At 43.9% G+C, this 14,720-nt stretch carries 15 protein-coding genes; 8 read left to right on the forward strand and 7 right to left on the reverse strand.

Translation table 11 applies throughout. The features are described 5' to 3' along the window. Positions 1-326 precede the first annotated feature (326 nt). Complete coding sequence (locus tag QNI24_RS11055; protein ID WP_267176172.1) at positions 327-848, reverse strand: cob(I)yrinic acid a,c-diamide adenosyltransferase; 522 nt, start codon at positions 846-848, stop codon at positions 327-329. Positions 849-939: 91 nt separating this feature from the next. Between QNI24_RS11055 and gcvT the strand changes: the two genes are divergently transcribed. From gcvT to QNI24_RS11095, 8 genes are all read left to right on the forward strand, one after another. Next, complete coding sequence (gene gcvT / locus QNI24_RS11060) at positions 940-2,010, forward strand: glycine cleavage system aminomethyltransferase GcvT (RefSeq protein ID WP_267176173.1); 1,071 nt, start codon at positions 940-942, stop codon at positions 2,008-2,010. 30 nt (positions 2,011-2,040) lie between these two features. Beyond that, the gene (gene gcvH / locus QNI24_RS11065) at positions 2,041-2,433 is read left to right on the forward strand and encodes a glycine cleavage system protein GcvH (RefSeq protein ID WP_267176174.1); all 393 of its coding nucleotides are present in this window, start codon (positions 2,041-2,043) and stop codon (positions 2,431-2,433) included. 43 nt (positions 2,434-2,476) lie between these two features. Further along, complete coding sequence (gene gcvPA, locus QNI24_RS11070) at positions 2,477-3,835, forward strand: aminomethyl-transferring glycine dehydrogenase subunit GcvPA (RefSeq protein ID WP_267176175.1); 1,359 nt, start codon at positions 2,477-2,479, stop codon at positions 3,833-3,835. Positions 3,836-3,904: 69 nt separating this feature from the next. Next, on the forward strand, positions 3,905-4,405 hold the full coding sequence (locus tag QNI24_RS11075; protein ID WP_267176176.1) for a DUF2937 family protein: 501 nt from the start codon (positions 3,905-3,907) through the stop codon (positions 4,403-4,405). A gap of 102 nt (positions 4,406-4,507) precedes the next feature. After that, the gene (locus tag QNI24_RS11080) at positions 4,508-5,881 is read left to right on the forward strand and encodes a hypothetical protein (RefSeq protein ID WP_267176177.1); all 1,374 of its coding nucleotides are present in this window, start codon (positions 4,508-4,510) and stop codon (positions 5,879-5,881) included. A gap of 2 nt (positions 5,882-5,883) precedes the next feature. Then, positions 5,884-7,347, forward strand: coding sequence for a hypothetical protein (locus tag QNI24_RS11085; RefSeq protein WP_267176178.1), 1,464 nt, complete (start codon positions 5,884-5,886; stop codon positions 7,345-7,347). A 255-nt stretch (positions 7,348-7,602) separates the two neighbouring features. Continuing rightward, a complete protein-coding gene (locus QNI24_RS11090) occupies positions 7,603-7,932 on the forward strand; it encodes a DUF3301 domain-containing protein (RefSeq protein WP_267176179.1) in 330 nt (109 codons plus the stop codon). Next, complete coding sequence (locus QNI24_RS11095) at positions 7,929-9,683, forward strand: ABC transporter ATP-binding protein (RefSeq protein ID WP_267176180.1); 1,755 nt, start codon at positions 7,929-7,931, stop codon at positions 9,681-9,683. Before QNI24_RS11090 ends, QNI24_RS11095 begins: the two co-directional genes overlap by 4 nt. Before the next feature lie 122 nt (positions 9,684-9,805). On the opposite strand, the gene QNI24_RS11100 is transcribed toward QNI24_RS11095, so the two are convergent. The 6 genes from QNI24_RS11100 to prfB form a co-directional block, all read right to left on the reverse strand. After that, on the reverse strand, positions 9,806-10,252 hold the full coding sequence (locus tag QNI24_RS11100) for a hypothetical protein (RefSeq protein ID WP_267176181.1): 447 nt from the start codon (positions 10,250-10,252) through the stop codon (positions 9,806-9,808). A 40-nt stretch (positions 10,253-10,292) separates the two neighbouring features. Then, positions 10,293-10,892, reverse strand: a complete 600-nt coding sequence (locus QNI24_RS11105; protein ID WP_267176182.1) for a hypothetical protein — start codon at positions 10,890-10,892, stop codon at positions 10,293-10,295. Continuing rightward, a complete protein-coding gene (locus QNI24_RS11110; protein WP_267176183.1) occupies positions 10,885-11,511 on the reverse strand; it encodes a LysE family translocator in 627 nt (208 codons plus the stop codon). The genes QNI24_RS11105 and QNI24_RS11110 overlap by 8 nt, the downstream gene beginning before the upstream one ends. 34 nt (positions 11,512-11,545) lie before the next feature. Then, the gene (locus tag QNI24_RS11115; protein ID WP_267176184.1) at positions 11,546-11,893 is read right to left on the reverse strand and encodes a PilZ domain-containing protein; all 348 of its coding nucleotides are present in this window, start codon (positions 11,891-11,893) and stop codon (positions 11,546-11,548) included. A 7-nt stretch (positions 11,894-11,900) separates the two neighbouring features. Continuing rightward, the gene (gene lysS / locus QNI24_RS11120) at positions 11,901-13,379 is read right to left on the reverse strand and encodes a lysine--tRNA ligase (RefSeq protein ID WP_267176185.1); all 1,479 of its coding nucleotides are present in this window, start codon (positions 13,377-13,379) and stop codon (positions 11,901-11,903) included. Between the two features lie 71 nt (positions 13,380-13,450). After that, a protein-coding gene (gene prfB / locus QNI24_RS11125) for a peptide chain release factor 2 (RefSeq protein WP_267176186.1) occupies positions 13,451-14,546 on the reverse strand; the annotation gives its coding sequence in 2 pieces (ribosomal slippage) (positions 13,451-14,473 and positions 14,475-14,546; 1,095 coding nt in all). Positions 14,547-14,720 lie beyond the last annotated feature (174 nt).

A 14,720-nucleotide genomic window follows, 5' to 3' on the forward strand; every position in this document is an offset into this window, starting at 1 on the left:
CATTTAGACGTTTTATATACCGTGTCTCGTTCCTCAGTGCGCAGTCCAAACTGACAAACCACCGACATCCTGGGCACTGACACGTGAAATTAACAGAGAATCGTCTGTTTCTGGTTCCTATGCGCCAGGGTGGGAGGCCATAGGCTCAATATCAAGGACTGACTGGAATTCAAAGTCATTACCTGTGAATCATACTAAAAAACTGGGACTTGCTGATCTTAAATATGCATTCCCACGCTGGAGCGTGGGAACGAGAAGAAAATGATGTACAGAGAAATTTTAACTGGGCCGCTTTGAGTGCAGGGTGGGCTGGCTAATAGATACATTCACCCCGCTTGCCAAAATACCTCATCGCCACCATTTAAAATACGGGCCAAAACAAATAGATAATCTGATAAGCGATTGAGGTATTGCATCACCTCGGGTTCGATTTCATGGTTGTTGGCGGCTTGCCAGGCGCCCCGCTCGGCGCGGCGGCAAATACTTCTGGCCAGGTGAGCGGCACTGCCGGCCTGGTTGCCGGCGGGCAGAATGAACTGTTTCAATGGCTCGAGTTGGTCTTGCCAAGTATCGATCCACGCCTCCAGTTGTGTCACATCGCCTTGGGTGATGTTGTTGTCTTTGTATTGGGCCACTTGGGCACCGACATCGAAAAGCTTGTGTTGGATTTTTGACAGTTGTTGGTCAATGTTCTTATCATGGCTCAAAGCACGCATCATACCCAGTTGTGCATTGAGTTCATCGACATCGCCCATGACTGCAAAAAGTTGATCAGTTTTGTTGATTCTTTCGCCGTTGGCTAGGCCACTTTCACCGCCATCGCCGCTGCGGGTGTATATTCTTGTCATATAATCTTTATATTCCTTATTCTTTGGTTGAAAATAGTGAGTTCTTTAGCGTATAGTTCGTCAGAATTTTTTGCAATCTTTAATAGGTTAGATGAAGCAAACAGTATTGAATCAAGCGCACCGTGATGCGGGCGCGAAAATGGTCGATTTTGGTGGCTGGGACATGCCCATTAACTACGGTTCTCAAATCGTAGAACACCATGCCGTCAGACAAAATGTCGGTATGTTTGATGTGTCACACATGACCGTCATCGACATCCAAGGACCAGAGGCCACCGCTTTCCTGTATCAGTTACTGGCCAATGACATCACCAAACTCAACCTCAACCAAGCCCTTTACAGCACCATGCTGAACCATGAGGGTGGTGTGATTGATGACTTAATCACTTACAAACTGGCTGATGATGATTACCGTGTGGTGGTCAATGCGGCAACCCGTGAGAAAGATTTGGCTTGGATTGAGTCACAAATCATCGAATTCGATGCCAACATGATCGAACAGGCTGATACCGCCATGATTGCGGTTCAAGGTCCCAAAGCGATTGAAACATTACAACCCTTGATCACAGTTGATTTAAGTGAAACCAAACGTTTTTATGCCGCCTACAACGATGACATGTTTGTTGGACGAACCGGTTATACCGGCGAGGACGGCGTTGAGATTATCGTTCCCAGTGACCAAGCCGAAGCTTTGTGGCAACAGTTAATCGATGCGGGTGTTCAGCCTTGTGGTTTGGGCGCACGCGATACTTTGCGTTTGGAAGCTGGCATGCATTTGTATGGCCAAGACATGGATGAGCATATCACACCTTTGGAGTGTGGTTTAGGCTGGACGCTGCGTAAAGACAATCAAGCGTTCAATGGTGCCGAAGCTTTGGCTGCCAAGCGAGAGGCTGGCGTTGAGAAAAAATTAATTGGTTTGGTTTTGGAGGGTCGCGGCATCCTGCGACACGACCAAGTATTGGTTGATGACGAGGGCCATGAAGGCATCATCACCAGTGGTGGTTACTCACCATCAACAGAAAAAGCCATTGCGATGGCGGTTGTTGACAAAAAAATGAACCCAGATGCGGTAAAAGTACAAATCAGAAACAAAACACTGCCTTGTCGCGTTGTTAAATTACCTTTTGTCAGAAATGGCAAATCATTAATTGAGGCCTGATTTAGGGGCCAGAAGAAAGAGGATTGAATCATGAGTTATGTACCAGATAATTTAAAATACACCGCCAGTCACGAATGGTTGGAAGATTTAGGTGATGGTAAGTACCGTGTTGGTATCACTGAGTTTGCACAAGAACAATTAGGCGACATTGTATTTGTTGAATTACCCGAAGTTGACGAATCATATGCCCAAGAGGATGAATGTGGCGTGGTTGAATCGGTGAAAACCGCATCTGACATATACTGCCCATTGGTAGGCACCGTAACGGCTGCCAACGATGCGTTGGAGGACACCCCTGAATTGATCAATGATTCACCCTATGATGACGGTTGGATTTTTGAGTTAGAGCTGGGTGAAGATGCTGATTTGGGTTCTTTACTGAGTGCTGAAGATTACCGCAACTCAATTGTTGATGACGAGTAACTCACTGACCTTTTAACTGTTTTTAGTACACACATAAACCACTATGCCTTTTATCCCACACACAGAACAAGAAATCAAAGAAATGCTGGACACCATTGGTGTTGAAAGCATCAACCAATTGTTTGATGAAATCCCACCAGAATTGATTTCGTCTAAATTGGACGAAATCCCTGACAGCATGAGTGAAATGCAAGTCACTCGACACATCAACCAATTGGCCAAGAAAGATGGCACACCGATGTGTTTTGCAGGAGCGGGTGCCTATGAGCACCACATACCCGCAGCCGTTTGGCAGTTGACCACCCGTGGTGAATACTACACTGCATACACCCCTTATCAGCCTGAAGCGGCCCAAGGCACACTGCAAGTGATTTATGAATACCAAAGCATGATGGCTCATTTGACGGGCATGGATGTATCCAATGCGTCTTTGTACGACGGATCCTCGGGTTTGGCAGAGGCTATTTTAATGGCTGTTCGCGCCAACCGCAAAAGCAAAGGTAAGAACATCCTTATCCCAAAAAACATCAACCCAGTCTACATTCAAGTGGTCAATAACATTGTTAAAAACCAGGAAATTAACATCATTGAAATTGATTTTGATGCCAAGACAGGATTGGTCGATCATGATCATTTGAAGTCATTTGTTGATCAAGACATCACTGCAGTGGTGGTACCACAACCCAATTACTTTGGCTTGTATGAGGACGTGCACGGCATGACCAATTGGGCCCATGAGCAAAACGCTCTGGTTATTGGTTTGGTTAATCCCATGTCATTGGCCCTATTATCTGCCCCTGGCAACTGGGGTGAAAAAGGCGCTGACATCTGTTGTGGTGAAGGCCAGTCAATGGGTGTTCCAATGTCATCAGGTGGTCCTTATTATGGTTTTCTGACCTGCAAAGAATCTTTTGTCAGAAACATGCCCGGACGCATCGTCGGCATGACCACTGATTTAGAAGGCAAGGAAGGTTTTGTTTTGACCTACCAAGCCCGTGAGCAGCACATCCGGCGCGCCAAGGCGACCTCAAACATCTGTACCAACCAAGGCCTTATGGTCACTGCATCAACCATTTACATGTCATTATTGGGCTCAACAGGCCTGCGCAATGTGGCAGCCAACTGCATCAACAACACCGACAAACTGAAACAAAAAATCAACGCTACCGATGGTTTAGCGGTGTTGTTTGATGGCGCTGGCTTTCATGAATTTGTGGTTAAGTTAGACCAAGCCAAAGCGGCGGAGGTGATTGAAAAAATGGCAGCAAGAGACATCGTCGCTGGCGTGGACATTTCAAATCACTACCCAGAACTGGGAGAAGTTTTGTTGTTGTGTGTCACTGAAACCAAAACCGACGAGGATTTGGATTATTTCATTGAAAACTTAAAAGCCTGCCTGTGATTTAAAACAAATAATCACACTCTCAAGCCGGTTCCTTGTGACCGGCTTTTTTGATGCTAGAATAAACCCATGATTAAAAGCCTGATTGATAAAATATGCTTCACCTTGGGTGCCATTGTGTTTTTGCAATTGCCGCATTTTATTGAACAATACACCCAGCGCATGGGCGGTTATGCCAGTTCACAAAGCGAGCAGATTAAAGAATACCAAGAAACCGCAGACTTACATTTTGCTGGTGACTTAGAGGCATACATCGAACGTTTGCAACAAAATGCCGACCCAGCTGTTGCCGCATCGGCGCAACAAATCAGCCAACGGGTGGAAAAAACCCAAGACATCCAACGCGAACTGGCAGTGTTTGAAGCCGAACCTTTGTGGTATCAAGTGCCCTATTTCATTACCCACATGCGCCTTGACCTAGTCAATGGCACCGCGAAAAACTTTTCGCCTGGCTTACCAATTAATTTATGGGCCTGGGGATATGGTTTGGTGGGCGGCGTCCTATTCAGTTTGATTTTTAATGGTTTCATGCTCATTCCCAAGAAAATAAGTAAAAAAAAACAACTTTGAAATCGATTTAATCTAAATCTAACAACCCATGTGTTTAAATAATTTCTTCAGACTAATCCAATTACTCTGAAACATTCATTCAATATAAAAAGGGATTAAATCATGAAATGTATATTGTTCGTACTAACACTATTTAGTTTTTATTTACCAACTCAATCTCAAGCCGTTTCTCTGAGTGAAAATCATCAGGGAGAAGTGCTCATATTTCCTTATTACACCGTAAACAACAACTTAAATACACTGTATTATGTGGTCAATTTAACGGCCAATCCTAAAGCCATTAAAGTGAGGTTTGTTGAGGGTGATAATGGGGCTGAGGCGCTTATTTTTAACGTTTACTTAGACCAATTTGATGTTTGGTCAGGTGCGTTGGTGCCAACCACCTCATCAATCATGGGTCATATTGGAGAGCAAAGCGTATTGCACGTCAGTGCTGATCAATCATGCACGCCATTTTTAAATAAGTCTGGTCAAGAATTTTTACCATTTGTGATAGACAACGACCCCAATAACAATGATTTATCAAGAACCACAACTGGTCACATTGAGATTATTGAATTAGGTGTATTAACTAATGAAGAATTCGGCTCTGCCGCCGCTGTATCACATGGCACCAGCGGTGTGCCAGCCAACTGCCAACTTTTGCTAGACGCTTGGTCTAACGGTTATTGGATCAATGACTCCACGACCGATCTTTCCAACCCAAATGGTGGCCTGATGGGTTCAGCATCAGTGGTTGATGTTGCCAATGGTGCTTCCTATGGTTTCAATGCGGTGGCTTTAAATAGTTTCTGGCAAAGTGCAGCGGAACATACAGAACCAGGTAGCATGCTGCCTGATTTATCCAGCGGCACCACAGAATCAAATGTCACAATTAACGGCCAAGTTGTCACTCAAAATTGGCCAAATGGGTATGAAGCCGTTTCAGCGACTTTGATGCAAAGTAAATTGTTCAATGAATACTCCATCGAACCAGACTTTAATGCAGCGACTGAGTGGGTAATTAGCTTCCCAACTAAAAATTTTCATGTCAACGACTTGACGCCCATCCCTCCATTCACTGAAACCTGGAACCAGATTGACGCTTGTGAAGAATTCAGTTACCGAGTTTTTGACAGAGAAACTAACAACAACCAAAACACTATCGGCTCACCACCTCCACAAGGAGCCACCCCCTCTTTGTGCTATCAGACCAATGTGATTCAATTCATCAAAAGTTTCTCAGAGCCTGCCATCAATACTGAAATTTTGGGCGCCATAAATCGACTTTTATTAGAAACAGAGGGATTTGATAACGAATTCAACTCTTTGAGTGGCTGGGCTGAAGTTGATTTCACAGCGAATTCAATGGGAACCTATCAAGGCCTACCAGCGATTGGCTTTCAAGTCCAAAAATTCAGCAACACCACAGTTGATGATTTAATCGCAACTTACAGCAGTTTAAATGGACACAAGGGCATACTTGAGGAGTTATGATTATGACGAAAACTGATAAAACAACAGAGCAAAATAAAAAGATTTTGAGTTTAAAAATGATTTGGCTGGCTGTCATTCTGATACTTGGCCTTAACAACATCCAAGCGGCAAGCGTTGACACCAAGGGAGTTGGAGAAGTTTTGCTCTTTCCTTATTATACGGTAAACAATGACATCAACACTTCATACGCCTTGGTCAATACCAGCAACCAAGCCAAAAGCATAAAAGTCAGATTCCTCGAAGGCGATAACAACATTGAAGTCTTAGTATTCAACGTTTACTTATCGCCTTTTGATGTTTGGGTGGGTACATTATCACCCACCATTTCAACCATTGCTGGTCACATTGGCGAACCCTCTGTTTTACACAGTACTGATGATAATTCATGTGCACCTTACCTCAATAAAGCAGCCCAAGAATTTCTGCCTTTTGCTATAGACAACCAAGACTTACTGAGTGTTTCACAGGGCAATAACAGCATGGAGAGAAGCACAGAAGGACACATAGAGGTCATTGAAATGGGTGTGGTCGTTGGCGATTCTGCAGATGCTATAAGCCATGATGCCAATGGCATACCCAACAATTGCTCACAGTTAGAAGACGCTTGGGGTTCTGGAAAACCTTATTGGAGTATTGATCCAATGCAAGACTTGGAGCCAGCATCTGGTGGTTTGATGGGCAGTGCCACCCTACTCAACATCAATCAAGGCACTGCTGTGTCATATGATGCTTTAGCAATCGATGACTTTTGGGCAACTGATGCAGAAACACACACTGAACCCGGCACTTTAGTGCCAAACTTGGCACAGATTGATACCGAAACGAATGTCATATTCGGTGATCAAACAATCAATTCGAGTTGGCTAAGTGGCCATGAATCAATTTCTGCCCTATTGATGCAAAAAAGTTTGTTCAATCAATATGATTTATTCAGTTTTATCAACGCAAGTACAGAATGGGTTGTTAGTTTCCCAACAAAAATCTTTCACACCAATAATCAAATAATAGGTACCTTTATACCTCCGTTCAGTAGTTCTTGGAACGGGCTAGAGGCTTGTGAAACAGTTTCAACCACAGTTTGGGACAACTCTCAACTCAGCAATGCCCCTGCACCTTTGGATTTATGCCAAGCTGTGAATGTCATAGAGTTCAAAAATCCCAGTGAGCCGGCGAACACCACATCGGCTATATTAGGCTCAACCAACCTAGTGACCAGTAATTCAGTCAACTTAAATCAAGCTGGTCAATCTGGTTGGATGAAACTTGACTTATCTGCCAACAATCAAAGGATGGTTGACGATAATGCCTTCACATATAACGGCTTACCAGCAATGGGCTTTATGGTAAATAGGTACACCAATGCAGGTGCACCGGTAGGCGTTTTGGCTCAATATTCAGGCTTGTATATGCACACAACACAAAAAAGTATTCAACCAGACATCATTTTCAAGAGCACGTTTGAATAGCAGCATAGTTTTTCAGTGAAAAATAAACCAGCCAGTAACCTCGGCTGGTTTATTTGAAAAAAGCCACCCTTCTACAGCACCACCCGAACCTATCCGTTCAGCCACCAACCAACAGTCTTGGTTCTTTGTACAAGTTAAATAGACTCAGATAAAAACAAAAATAACACTTTAAATAGACTGATTAGACTCAATATCACCTAACATGATTCCACTCAGCAAAACGATCAGGTTTTTCTGTAAACTCTGAAGATAACTATGACTGAACTCACTGTTTTAATCATCTTTATTGCCATAGGCTATTATTGGTACAACCAAGTCAATGCCTTGGACGCTTCACGCCTGGCTGGCAAAAAAGTGACCAACCACAAAGGTTGGGCTTTTTTAGATGACTCAATTTCACAAAAGGCCATCAGAATAAAACCACGTTTTGGCAAATTGGCATTGTTGCGGATATTCGAATTTGAGTTTTCTGACATCAACGCCCAACGTTTCAACGGCATCATCACCCACCATGGTGGTGTGGTGACTGAAATAAAGTATTTTCACGCCAATGAAATTGAGACCGTGGCTTTGACACAACAATGATTCTCGGCAGGGTACTCACTTACGGCAAAGGTTTTAGAGCACAAGCCATATGGGCCAGCATTTGTTCTGTGGTAAATAAATTATTTGATATCGCACCTGAAATTCTGATTGGCATTGCGATAGATGTGGTGATTAATCAAGAAGATTCTTTTGTTGCCAATTTAGGCGTGGTCGATCCGAAACATCAGCTTTACCTGTTGGGCTTTTTGACTTTCTTGATCTGGGCTGGCGAATCCATTTTCCAGTATTTATACCTGCGTAATTGGCGTGAGTTGGCACAAAAGATTCAACACCGCTTTCGGGTTGATTGTTATGCCCACATCCAACAAATGGACATGCGTTTTTTTGAGAACCAGTCCACCGGAAGACTCACCTCCATCCTCAATGATGATGTGAACCAACTGGAACGGTTTTTAAACATTGGCGCCAATGACATCCTTCAAGTGGTCACCTCAGTGCTGGCAGTCGGTGCGGTGTTCTTTCTGCTTTCTCCCAAATTGGCGCTGTTGGCATTCACCCCGATACCGGTAATTATCTTTGGCGCTTTTTATTTTCAACGCAAAGCCGAACCTCGCTATGCTGAAGTGCGCGAGAAAGCCGGTGAGATTGCCAGTGCCATCAACACCAACATCGCCGGTGTAGCCACCATAAAAAGTTTCACCAAAGAGCAACACGAAAAACAACGCATTTCAGTCATCAGTGATGAATACGTGCGCGCCAATGAGGCTGCGATTAAAATTTCATCGGCTTTTACCCCGGTCATTCGCATGGCCATACTGACTGGATTTTTAGCCACGTTCATCGTCGGTGGATTGGATACTTTGAATGGTGACCTGGCAGTGGGTGCGTATGGTGTGTTGGTATTCTTAACTCAACGCTTGCTGTGGCCTTTTCGGGACTTGGCCAACACGATGGACTTGTATGAACGCGGCATGGCTTCAGCGAGGCGTATTTTGGGCCTGCTGGATGAACCTATACACATCAAAAACCATGAAGATGCCCAAGACATCAAGCTGCAAGGCTCCATCAGCATCAAGGATTTAACCTTCAGCTATGATGCGCAGTCATCGCCCGCCTTGAAAGACATCAACCTTGAAATAAAAGCGGGACAAACCCATGCTTTTGTTGGTCAAACCGGTTCCGGTAAAAGCACCATCATTAAATTACTGATGCGTTATTACCATGCCCAGCAAGGTCGCATAGAGTTAGACTCAGAGCCTATTTCCAACATCAACATCAGTGCTTTGCGTTCACAAATAGGCCTGGTATCACAAGCCACTTTCCTGTTCAATGCCAGCATTTTCGAAAATATCAAATACGGCAATGAATCAGCCACAGATGAGGCAGTTTTTGAAGCTGCCAAGCAAGCCGAAGCGCACGAATTTATCAACAAACTGGATCAAGGCTACGATACCACTGTCGGCGAGGCTGGGGTGAAATTATCCGGCGGTCAAATCCAAAGGATTGCACTGGCTCGGGCGTTGTTAAAAAACCCACAGATTTTAATTTTGGATGAAGCCACTTCTGCGGTTGATAACGAGACTGAAGCAGCGATTCAAAAGTCTTTGAAAATAATAGCCGAGGGCAGGACCATCATTTTGATTGCTCACCGTTTATCAACGGTGGTGCAAGCTGACCAAATCCATGTACTTGAAGGCGGTTCAATCTGCGAATCTGGAAGCCATGAGGAATTATTGAAAAAGCACGGTCGCTATGCTCAATTGTGGCAGATTCAAACCGGCGGAGGCTGATACACTCACCAATCTCGTTCAGCATAATCTTGCAGGGTAATGGTGCCATCACCATCGATATCGGCATGTTTACCATCTAAGGACTCCAAATATTCAATTTCATGCTGTGGTGCGCCAATTTTCTAAGCCACCCTGACTTGATAACTGATGGCTAACCGCTCTGCTTTGAAGTCTGCCCAATAGCGATCAGGGGTTCTGCTGCCATTCTTAGGTCGGAACTTTTTGTACAGATAGGAGTGGTAAGCATCATGGGCAATTGAGCTGGCGCACCATGACAACGAATAAGAGGCTGTTTTGTTGCTCATTTGATACATGGGCGGTCGGTGCCATGCCACCATACCACTGGAAGACGCCTGAGCAATCACACCGACATGCTTGTTAACGAACTTATAGGATTCACGGTATTTTTCAAACAACAAATCCAAACAGGCCGCAGTTCTGAGTTGAAAAGATTCACTGCCTGTAACCAACATGCGGTGTTTTCTTTGCTGCGCATCGACGTTCATGGTCAGCATCAAAAACACCAGCACAATGGATAATAAAAACTTGCATTCACTGTATTTTTTCATGCTATTTTTTTCGAAAATCTAAATGCCATTAATGCAGGTTTTACCAATCTCTTTTCTTATAATCTTTGAGGGTAATGTGTCCATCACCATCAATATCAGAGTGAGTCCCTTTGATATTGTACAAGTAATTGATTTCATTTTCTGGGGCTCCGATTGCTTTGGCTGTCTGACGCTGATAAGTAATGGCCTTTCCTTCCGCTTTGAATCCCATCCACAATCTGGCTGGTGTTTTGCGTTTGTCTTTTGGTTGATGGTATTGATAGAGGTATGAATGGTAGGCATCGTGAGCCATGCTACTGGCACACCAAGTCAATGAATAAAAAGCTGTTCTGGCACTCATTTCATACCGTGGCGGATCAGCTGTTGCTACCATGCCACTTTTTTTATGCAATTTAATTTCACCCACATATTGTTTAACAAACTGGTACCTTTCTGGCGCTTTTTCGGCCAGTAAATCCAAGCACTTTTCTACTCGCTGGGTGAACCTCACAGTTCCTGTTATCAGCAACCCGTCTTTTTTGGTTTGTTGGTATGCAAATGGATTGAGTTGATTATTCGCCAAACCATGCTGCGTAAACACCAACATCAATGCAAAAATCCATCCTGATTTAATGCCATTCAAAATATTTTTTTTACTCAATTACTGTATACATCAACAAACCGGCTAAGAGCACAAATAACAGCACAGTTAATAGGTCCATGACTTGTTTGAAGGTATTGTTCTGCATAAAACCAGCTGTGAACTTGGCTGTCATGTAGGCCAATCCACCGAAAACAAAGATGGTAACAAAAATAAAGATCAAGCCCAGTATAATTATGCGCAACTGGTAGCCAGGCTCGTCCAATTGGGCAAACTGTGGGAACAAAGCCAAAAAGAACAACAACACTTTGGGGTTGGAAATATTCATGATTACACCACGCAAGTAGTAGGAACCCTGTAGTTTTTTGACTTGATCGGCTGGCGCAGTGCCTATTTTTTCATTGCGGTGAACCCAAGTGAGCCAAGCCAAATACAATAAATAGACAGCCCCAAATAAGGCAATAACATTCATAGCCATTGGACTGGCGCTGATAAAGGCAGAAAAGCCCAATAAGATTAAGGTCGTGTGAACCACCACCCCACTGGCTAGACCCAGCGTCAGTTGTAGGGCTTTGTTGAAGCCTTCTTTCGCGGCTATGGCCACCACCAAGAGGACATCGGGGCCGGGGGTTAATGCCAGAATGACTGCAGTGAAGGCAAAACTCAGGTACAAAGACATCGTCCTGAATCAGTCGGTTGAAGAGTGAACCGTATCAAGTGCCGTAGGTTTCAACTTCGTGCACATGGTCACCCAGCAATTGCCACAAGGCCACCTGTTTTTCTTCAGGAATTGAGATGTAATGCAAGGCTATTTCGCGGTCGTTGATGCGAGTCACCTTGGATGAGACATGCAGATTAAAAACATCATTAACCACAATCTCAAGGATGCAAACTGAGTTGAGTTCAATCTCATTGATGCTTTCGTCCTCAATCGGTTCAATCAAGATACCAGATGCAGAAATATTTTTAACTTGGCAAACGCAAGAACTGCCTCTGAATAACAACAGACAGGACGCATCAACTGCTTTTCTGGCGTATCTAATACCTTGATCTTCACTCATCTTTTTATCACTCGGGTTTCATATATGGAAACAATAATACATCTCGAATCGAAGCAGAGTCTGTGAACAACATCACCAATCGATCAATACCTATGCCTTCTCCAGCTGCCGGTGGCATGCCGTATTCTAAAGCGCGGATGTAATCATCATCGTAGTGCATGGCTTCATCATCGCCAGCTTCTAGATTTTCCACCTGCTGTTTGAAACGCTCAGCTTGGTCTTCAGGGTCATTTAATTCCGAGAAGCCATTGGCAATTTCGTTACCACAAATAAACAATTCAAATCGGTCTGTAATCTCCGGATCATCATCGTTTCTGCGCGACAGCGGTGATATCTCTATAGGATATTCTGTCACAAATGTAGGTTGGATGAGGTTGTGTTCAACGTTCAAATCGAATAACTCAGCCAATAATTCGCCTTTTTGCCACTTTTTGTTGTATGAAATACCTTTGTCATCACAGTACTTTTGCAAAAGTGACAAATTATTACAGTCATCCAGCGACAAATCATCACTGTATTCTGCCACTAACGAAGCCATTGACTGGCGTTTGAATGGCTGCCCAAAATCCAGTTCATTGCCTTGGTAACTGAACTGAGTTGTGCCTTTGACCTGTTCAGCCAATGAACGGAATAACTGTTCAGTCAAATCCATCAAGTCATTGTAATCAGCATATGCCCAGTAAAACTCCATCATGGTGAATTCTGGGTTGTGTTTGGTTGAGACGCCCTCGTTTCTGAAGTTGCGGTTGATTTCAAATACTTTTTCAAAACCACCCACCGTTAATCTTTTCAAGAACAACTCAGGTGCCACCCGCAAATACAATTCTAAATCCAAAGCATTGTGGTGGGTTGTGAAAGGCTTGGCAGTGGCACCGCCTGGAATCATGTGCATCATCGGTGTTTCCACCTCTAAGAAATCAAGGTCTTCCATGAAGCGCCTGATGTGTGAAACCATTTTTGAGCGGACTTTGAACACATCGGCTGATTCATTGTTTACAATCAAATCGACATAACGCTGACGGTAACGAGTTTCTTGGTCAGATAAACCATGAAATTTTTCCGGTAATGGTCGCAATGATTTAGTCACTAAATTCAACTCAGTTACATTGACAGATAATTCATTGGTATTGGTTTTGAAAAGTTTGCCTTTGCCATAAACAATGTCACCCATGTCCCAGGTTTTAAAATCAGTGAAAACCTCTTCGCCAATGCCTTTTAATTGCACAAAAAGTTGAATATCACCTGATACATCTTTCAGTACCGCAAAACCACCTTTACCAAATAACCTTTGGCTCATCATGCGTCCAACAACTGCCACTTCGATGCCTTGTGGATCGAGTTCTTCTTTCTCCATGGCGTCGTATTTGGCATGTAAGTCTGCCGCCAAATGCGAGCGTCTGAACTGGTTAGGGTACGCATTTCGCTGGGTTCTGATGGCGTCTAATTTGCCACGTCTTTCGGCAATGAGTTTGTTGTCTTCTGTCATGATCTTCGGTGTTATTTAATTGCGGTTGATTTTACTTTTCAGTCTGTGATGATTGGGTCACAAAACTTGGGTTACAGCCCTTGTTTTAGGCTCGCTTCAATGAATTTATCTAAATTACCATCCAATACAGATTGGGTATTGGTGTTTTCAACGCCAGTGCGCAAATCCTTAATGCGAGATTGATCCAGAACGTAAGAACGTATTTGACTGCCCCATCCGATGTCAGATTTGGTCTCTTCTAAGGATTGCGATTCCTCACTGCGTTTTTGCATTTCCAACTCATACAACTTGGCTTTGAGCTGTTGCATGGCGGTGGCTTTGTTCTGGTGCTGAGACCGACCATTTTGACACTGCACAACTGTATTGGTGGGAACATGGGTGATACGCACAGCAGATTCGGTTTTGTTGACGTGCTGACCACCGGCACCAGATGAACGGTACACATCAATCCTTAAGTCTGCTGGGTTGATATCAATTTCAAAACTGTCATCTATTTCTGGTGAAACAAAAACAGCAGCGAAACTGGTGTGGCGCTTGTTACTCGAGTCAAAGGGTGACTTACGCACTAAGCGATGCACTCCTATTTCTGTACGCAACCAACCATAGGCATATTCACCATCGACCTTAATGGTGGCTGATTTGATGCCAGCCACATCACCGGCTGAAACTTCAATCAGCTCGCCTTTCCAACCTCTGGATTCAATCCAACGCAGGTACATGCGCAATAACATTTCAGCCCAGTCTTGGGCTTCTGTACCACCAGAACCGGCCTGGATATCGACAAAGGCATTGTTGGCGTCCATGCGCCCTGAAAACATTTTTTGGAATTCTAGTTTTTCAATCTTGCTTTCCAGCTCAGCTATCATCCCCAAAACTTCATCCAAACTATCCTGATCTTCTTCTTCATCAGCCATTTGCAAAAATTCTGAAGCATCAACGATACCAGATTTGAGGTCATCTAAGGTGGATACAATGTGATCCAAAGAGGCACGCTCCTTACTCAGCGCTTGGGCTTTGTCCTGATCATTCCAAATATCAGGGTCTTCCATTTCGAGGTTGACTTCTTCTAGACGTTCTTTCTTGTTTTCGTAGTCAAAGGTACCTCCACAGCGCATCAGTACGCTGTTGGAAGTCATCCAATTGGGCAACTTGTGGTGCAATTTCCATAGTAAATGGTATTCCTGCTAAAAATAATTTGTATTATCGGTGTATGCCCGGATCAGGGCTTGCCTAATAAAAGGTGTTGCTTCGCTGTTGAAGCCAATGCACAGAGCGCACTCAGATCATCGATTCGATGCCGTATTGCTCTCTGCGCATCATGATTGTAAGGTACTGCGATTG

Origin of the sequence: Marinicella marina (assembly GCF_030065545.1) — a bacterium.
GTDB classification, from domain to species: domain Bacteria; phylum Pseudomonadota; class Gammaproteobacteria; order Xanthomonadales; family Marinicellaceae; genus Marinicella; species Marinicella marina.

Bases quoted from the DNA above. Each gene is read 5' to 3' on its own strand.
- QNI24_RS11085 (WP_267176178.1), top strand. From the start codon at position 5,884: ATGACGAAAACTGATAAAACAACAGAGCAAAATAAAAAGATTTTGAGT.
- QNI24_RS11080 (WP_267176177.1), top strand. From the start codon at position 4,508: ATGAAATGTATATTGTTCGTACTAACACTATTTAGTTTTTATTTACCA.
- lysS (WP_267176185.1), bottom strand. From the start codon at position 13,379: ATGACAGAAGACAACAAACTCATTGCCGAAAGACGTGGCAAATTAGAC.
- QNI24_RS11095 (WP_267176180.1), top strand. From the start codon at position 7,929: ATGATTCTCGGCAGGGTACTCACTTACGGCAAAGGTTTTAGAGCACAA.
- QNI24_RS11110 (WP_267176183.1), bottom strand. From the start codon at position 11,511: ATGTCTTTGTACCTGAGTTTTGCCTTCACTGCAGTCATTCTGGCATTA.
- QNI24_RS11055 (WP_267176172.1), bottom strand. From the start codon at position 848: ATGACAAGAATATACACCCGCAGCGGCGATGGCGGTGAAAGTGGCCTA.
- QNI24_RS11100 (WP_267176181.1), bottom strand. From the start codon at position 10,252: ATGAAAAAATACAGTGAATGCAAGTTTTTATTATCCATTGTGCTGGTG.
- gcvH (WP_267176174.1), top strand. From the start codon at position 2,041: ATGAGTTATGTACCAGATAATTTAAAATACACCGCCAGTCACGAATGG.
- gcvPA (WP_267176175.1), top strand. From the start codon at position 2,477: ATGCCTTTTATCCCACACACAGAACAAGAAATCAAAGAAATGCTGGAC.
- QNI24_RS11075 (WP_267176176.1), top strand. From the start codon at position 3,905: ATGATTAAAAGCCTGATTGATAAAATATGCTTCACCTTGGGTGCCATT.
- gcvT (WP_267176173.1), top strand. From the start codon at position 940: ATGAAGCAAACAGTATTGAATCAAGCGCACCGTGATGCGGGCGCGAAA.
- QNI24_RS11090 (WP_267176179.1), top strand. From the start codon at position 7,603: ATGACTGAACTCACTGTTTTAATCATCTTTATTGCCATAGGCTATTAT.
- QNI24_RS11115 (WP_267176184.1), bottom strand. From the start codon at position 11,893: ATGAGTGAAGATCAAGGTATTAGATACGCCAGAAAAGCAGTTGATGCG.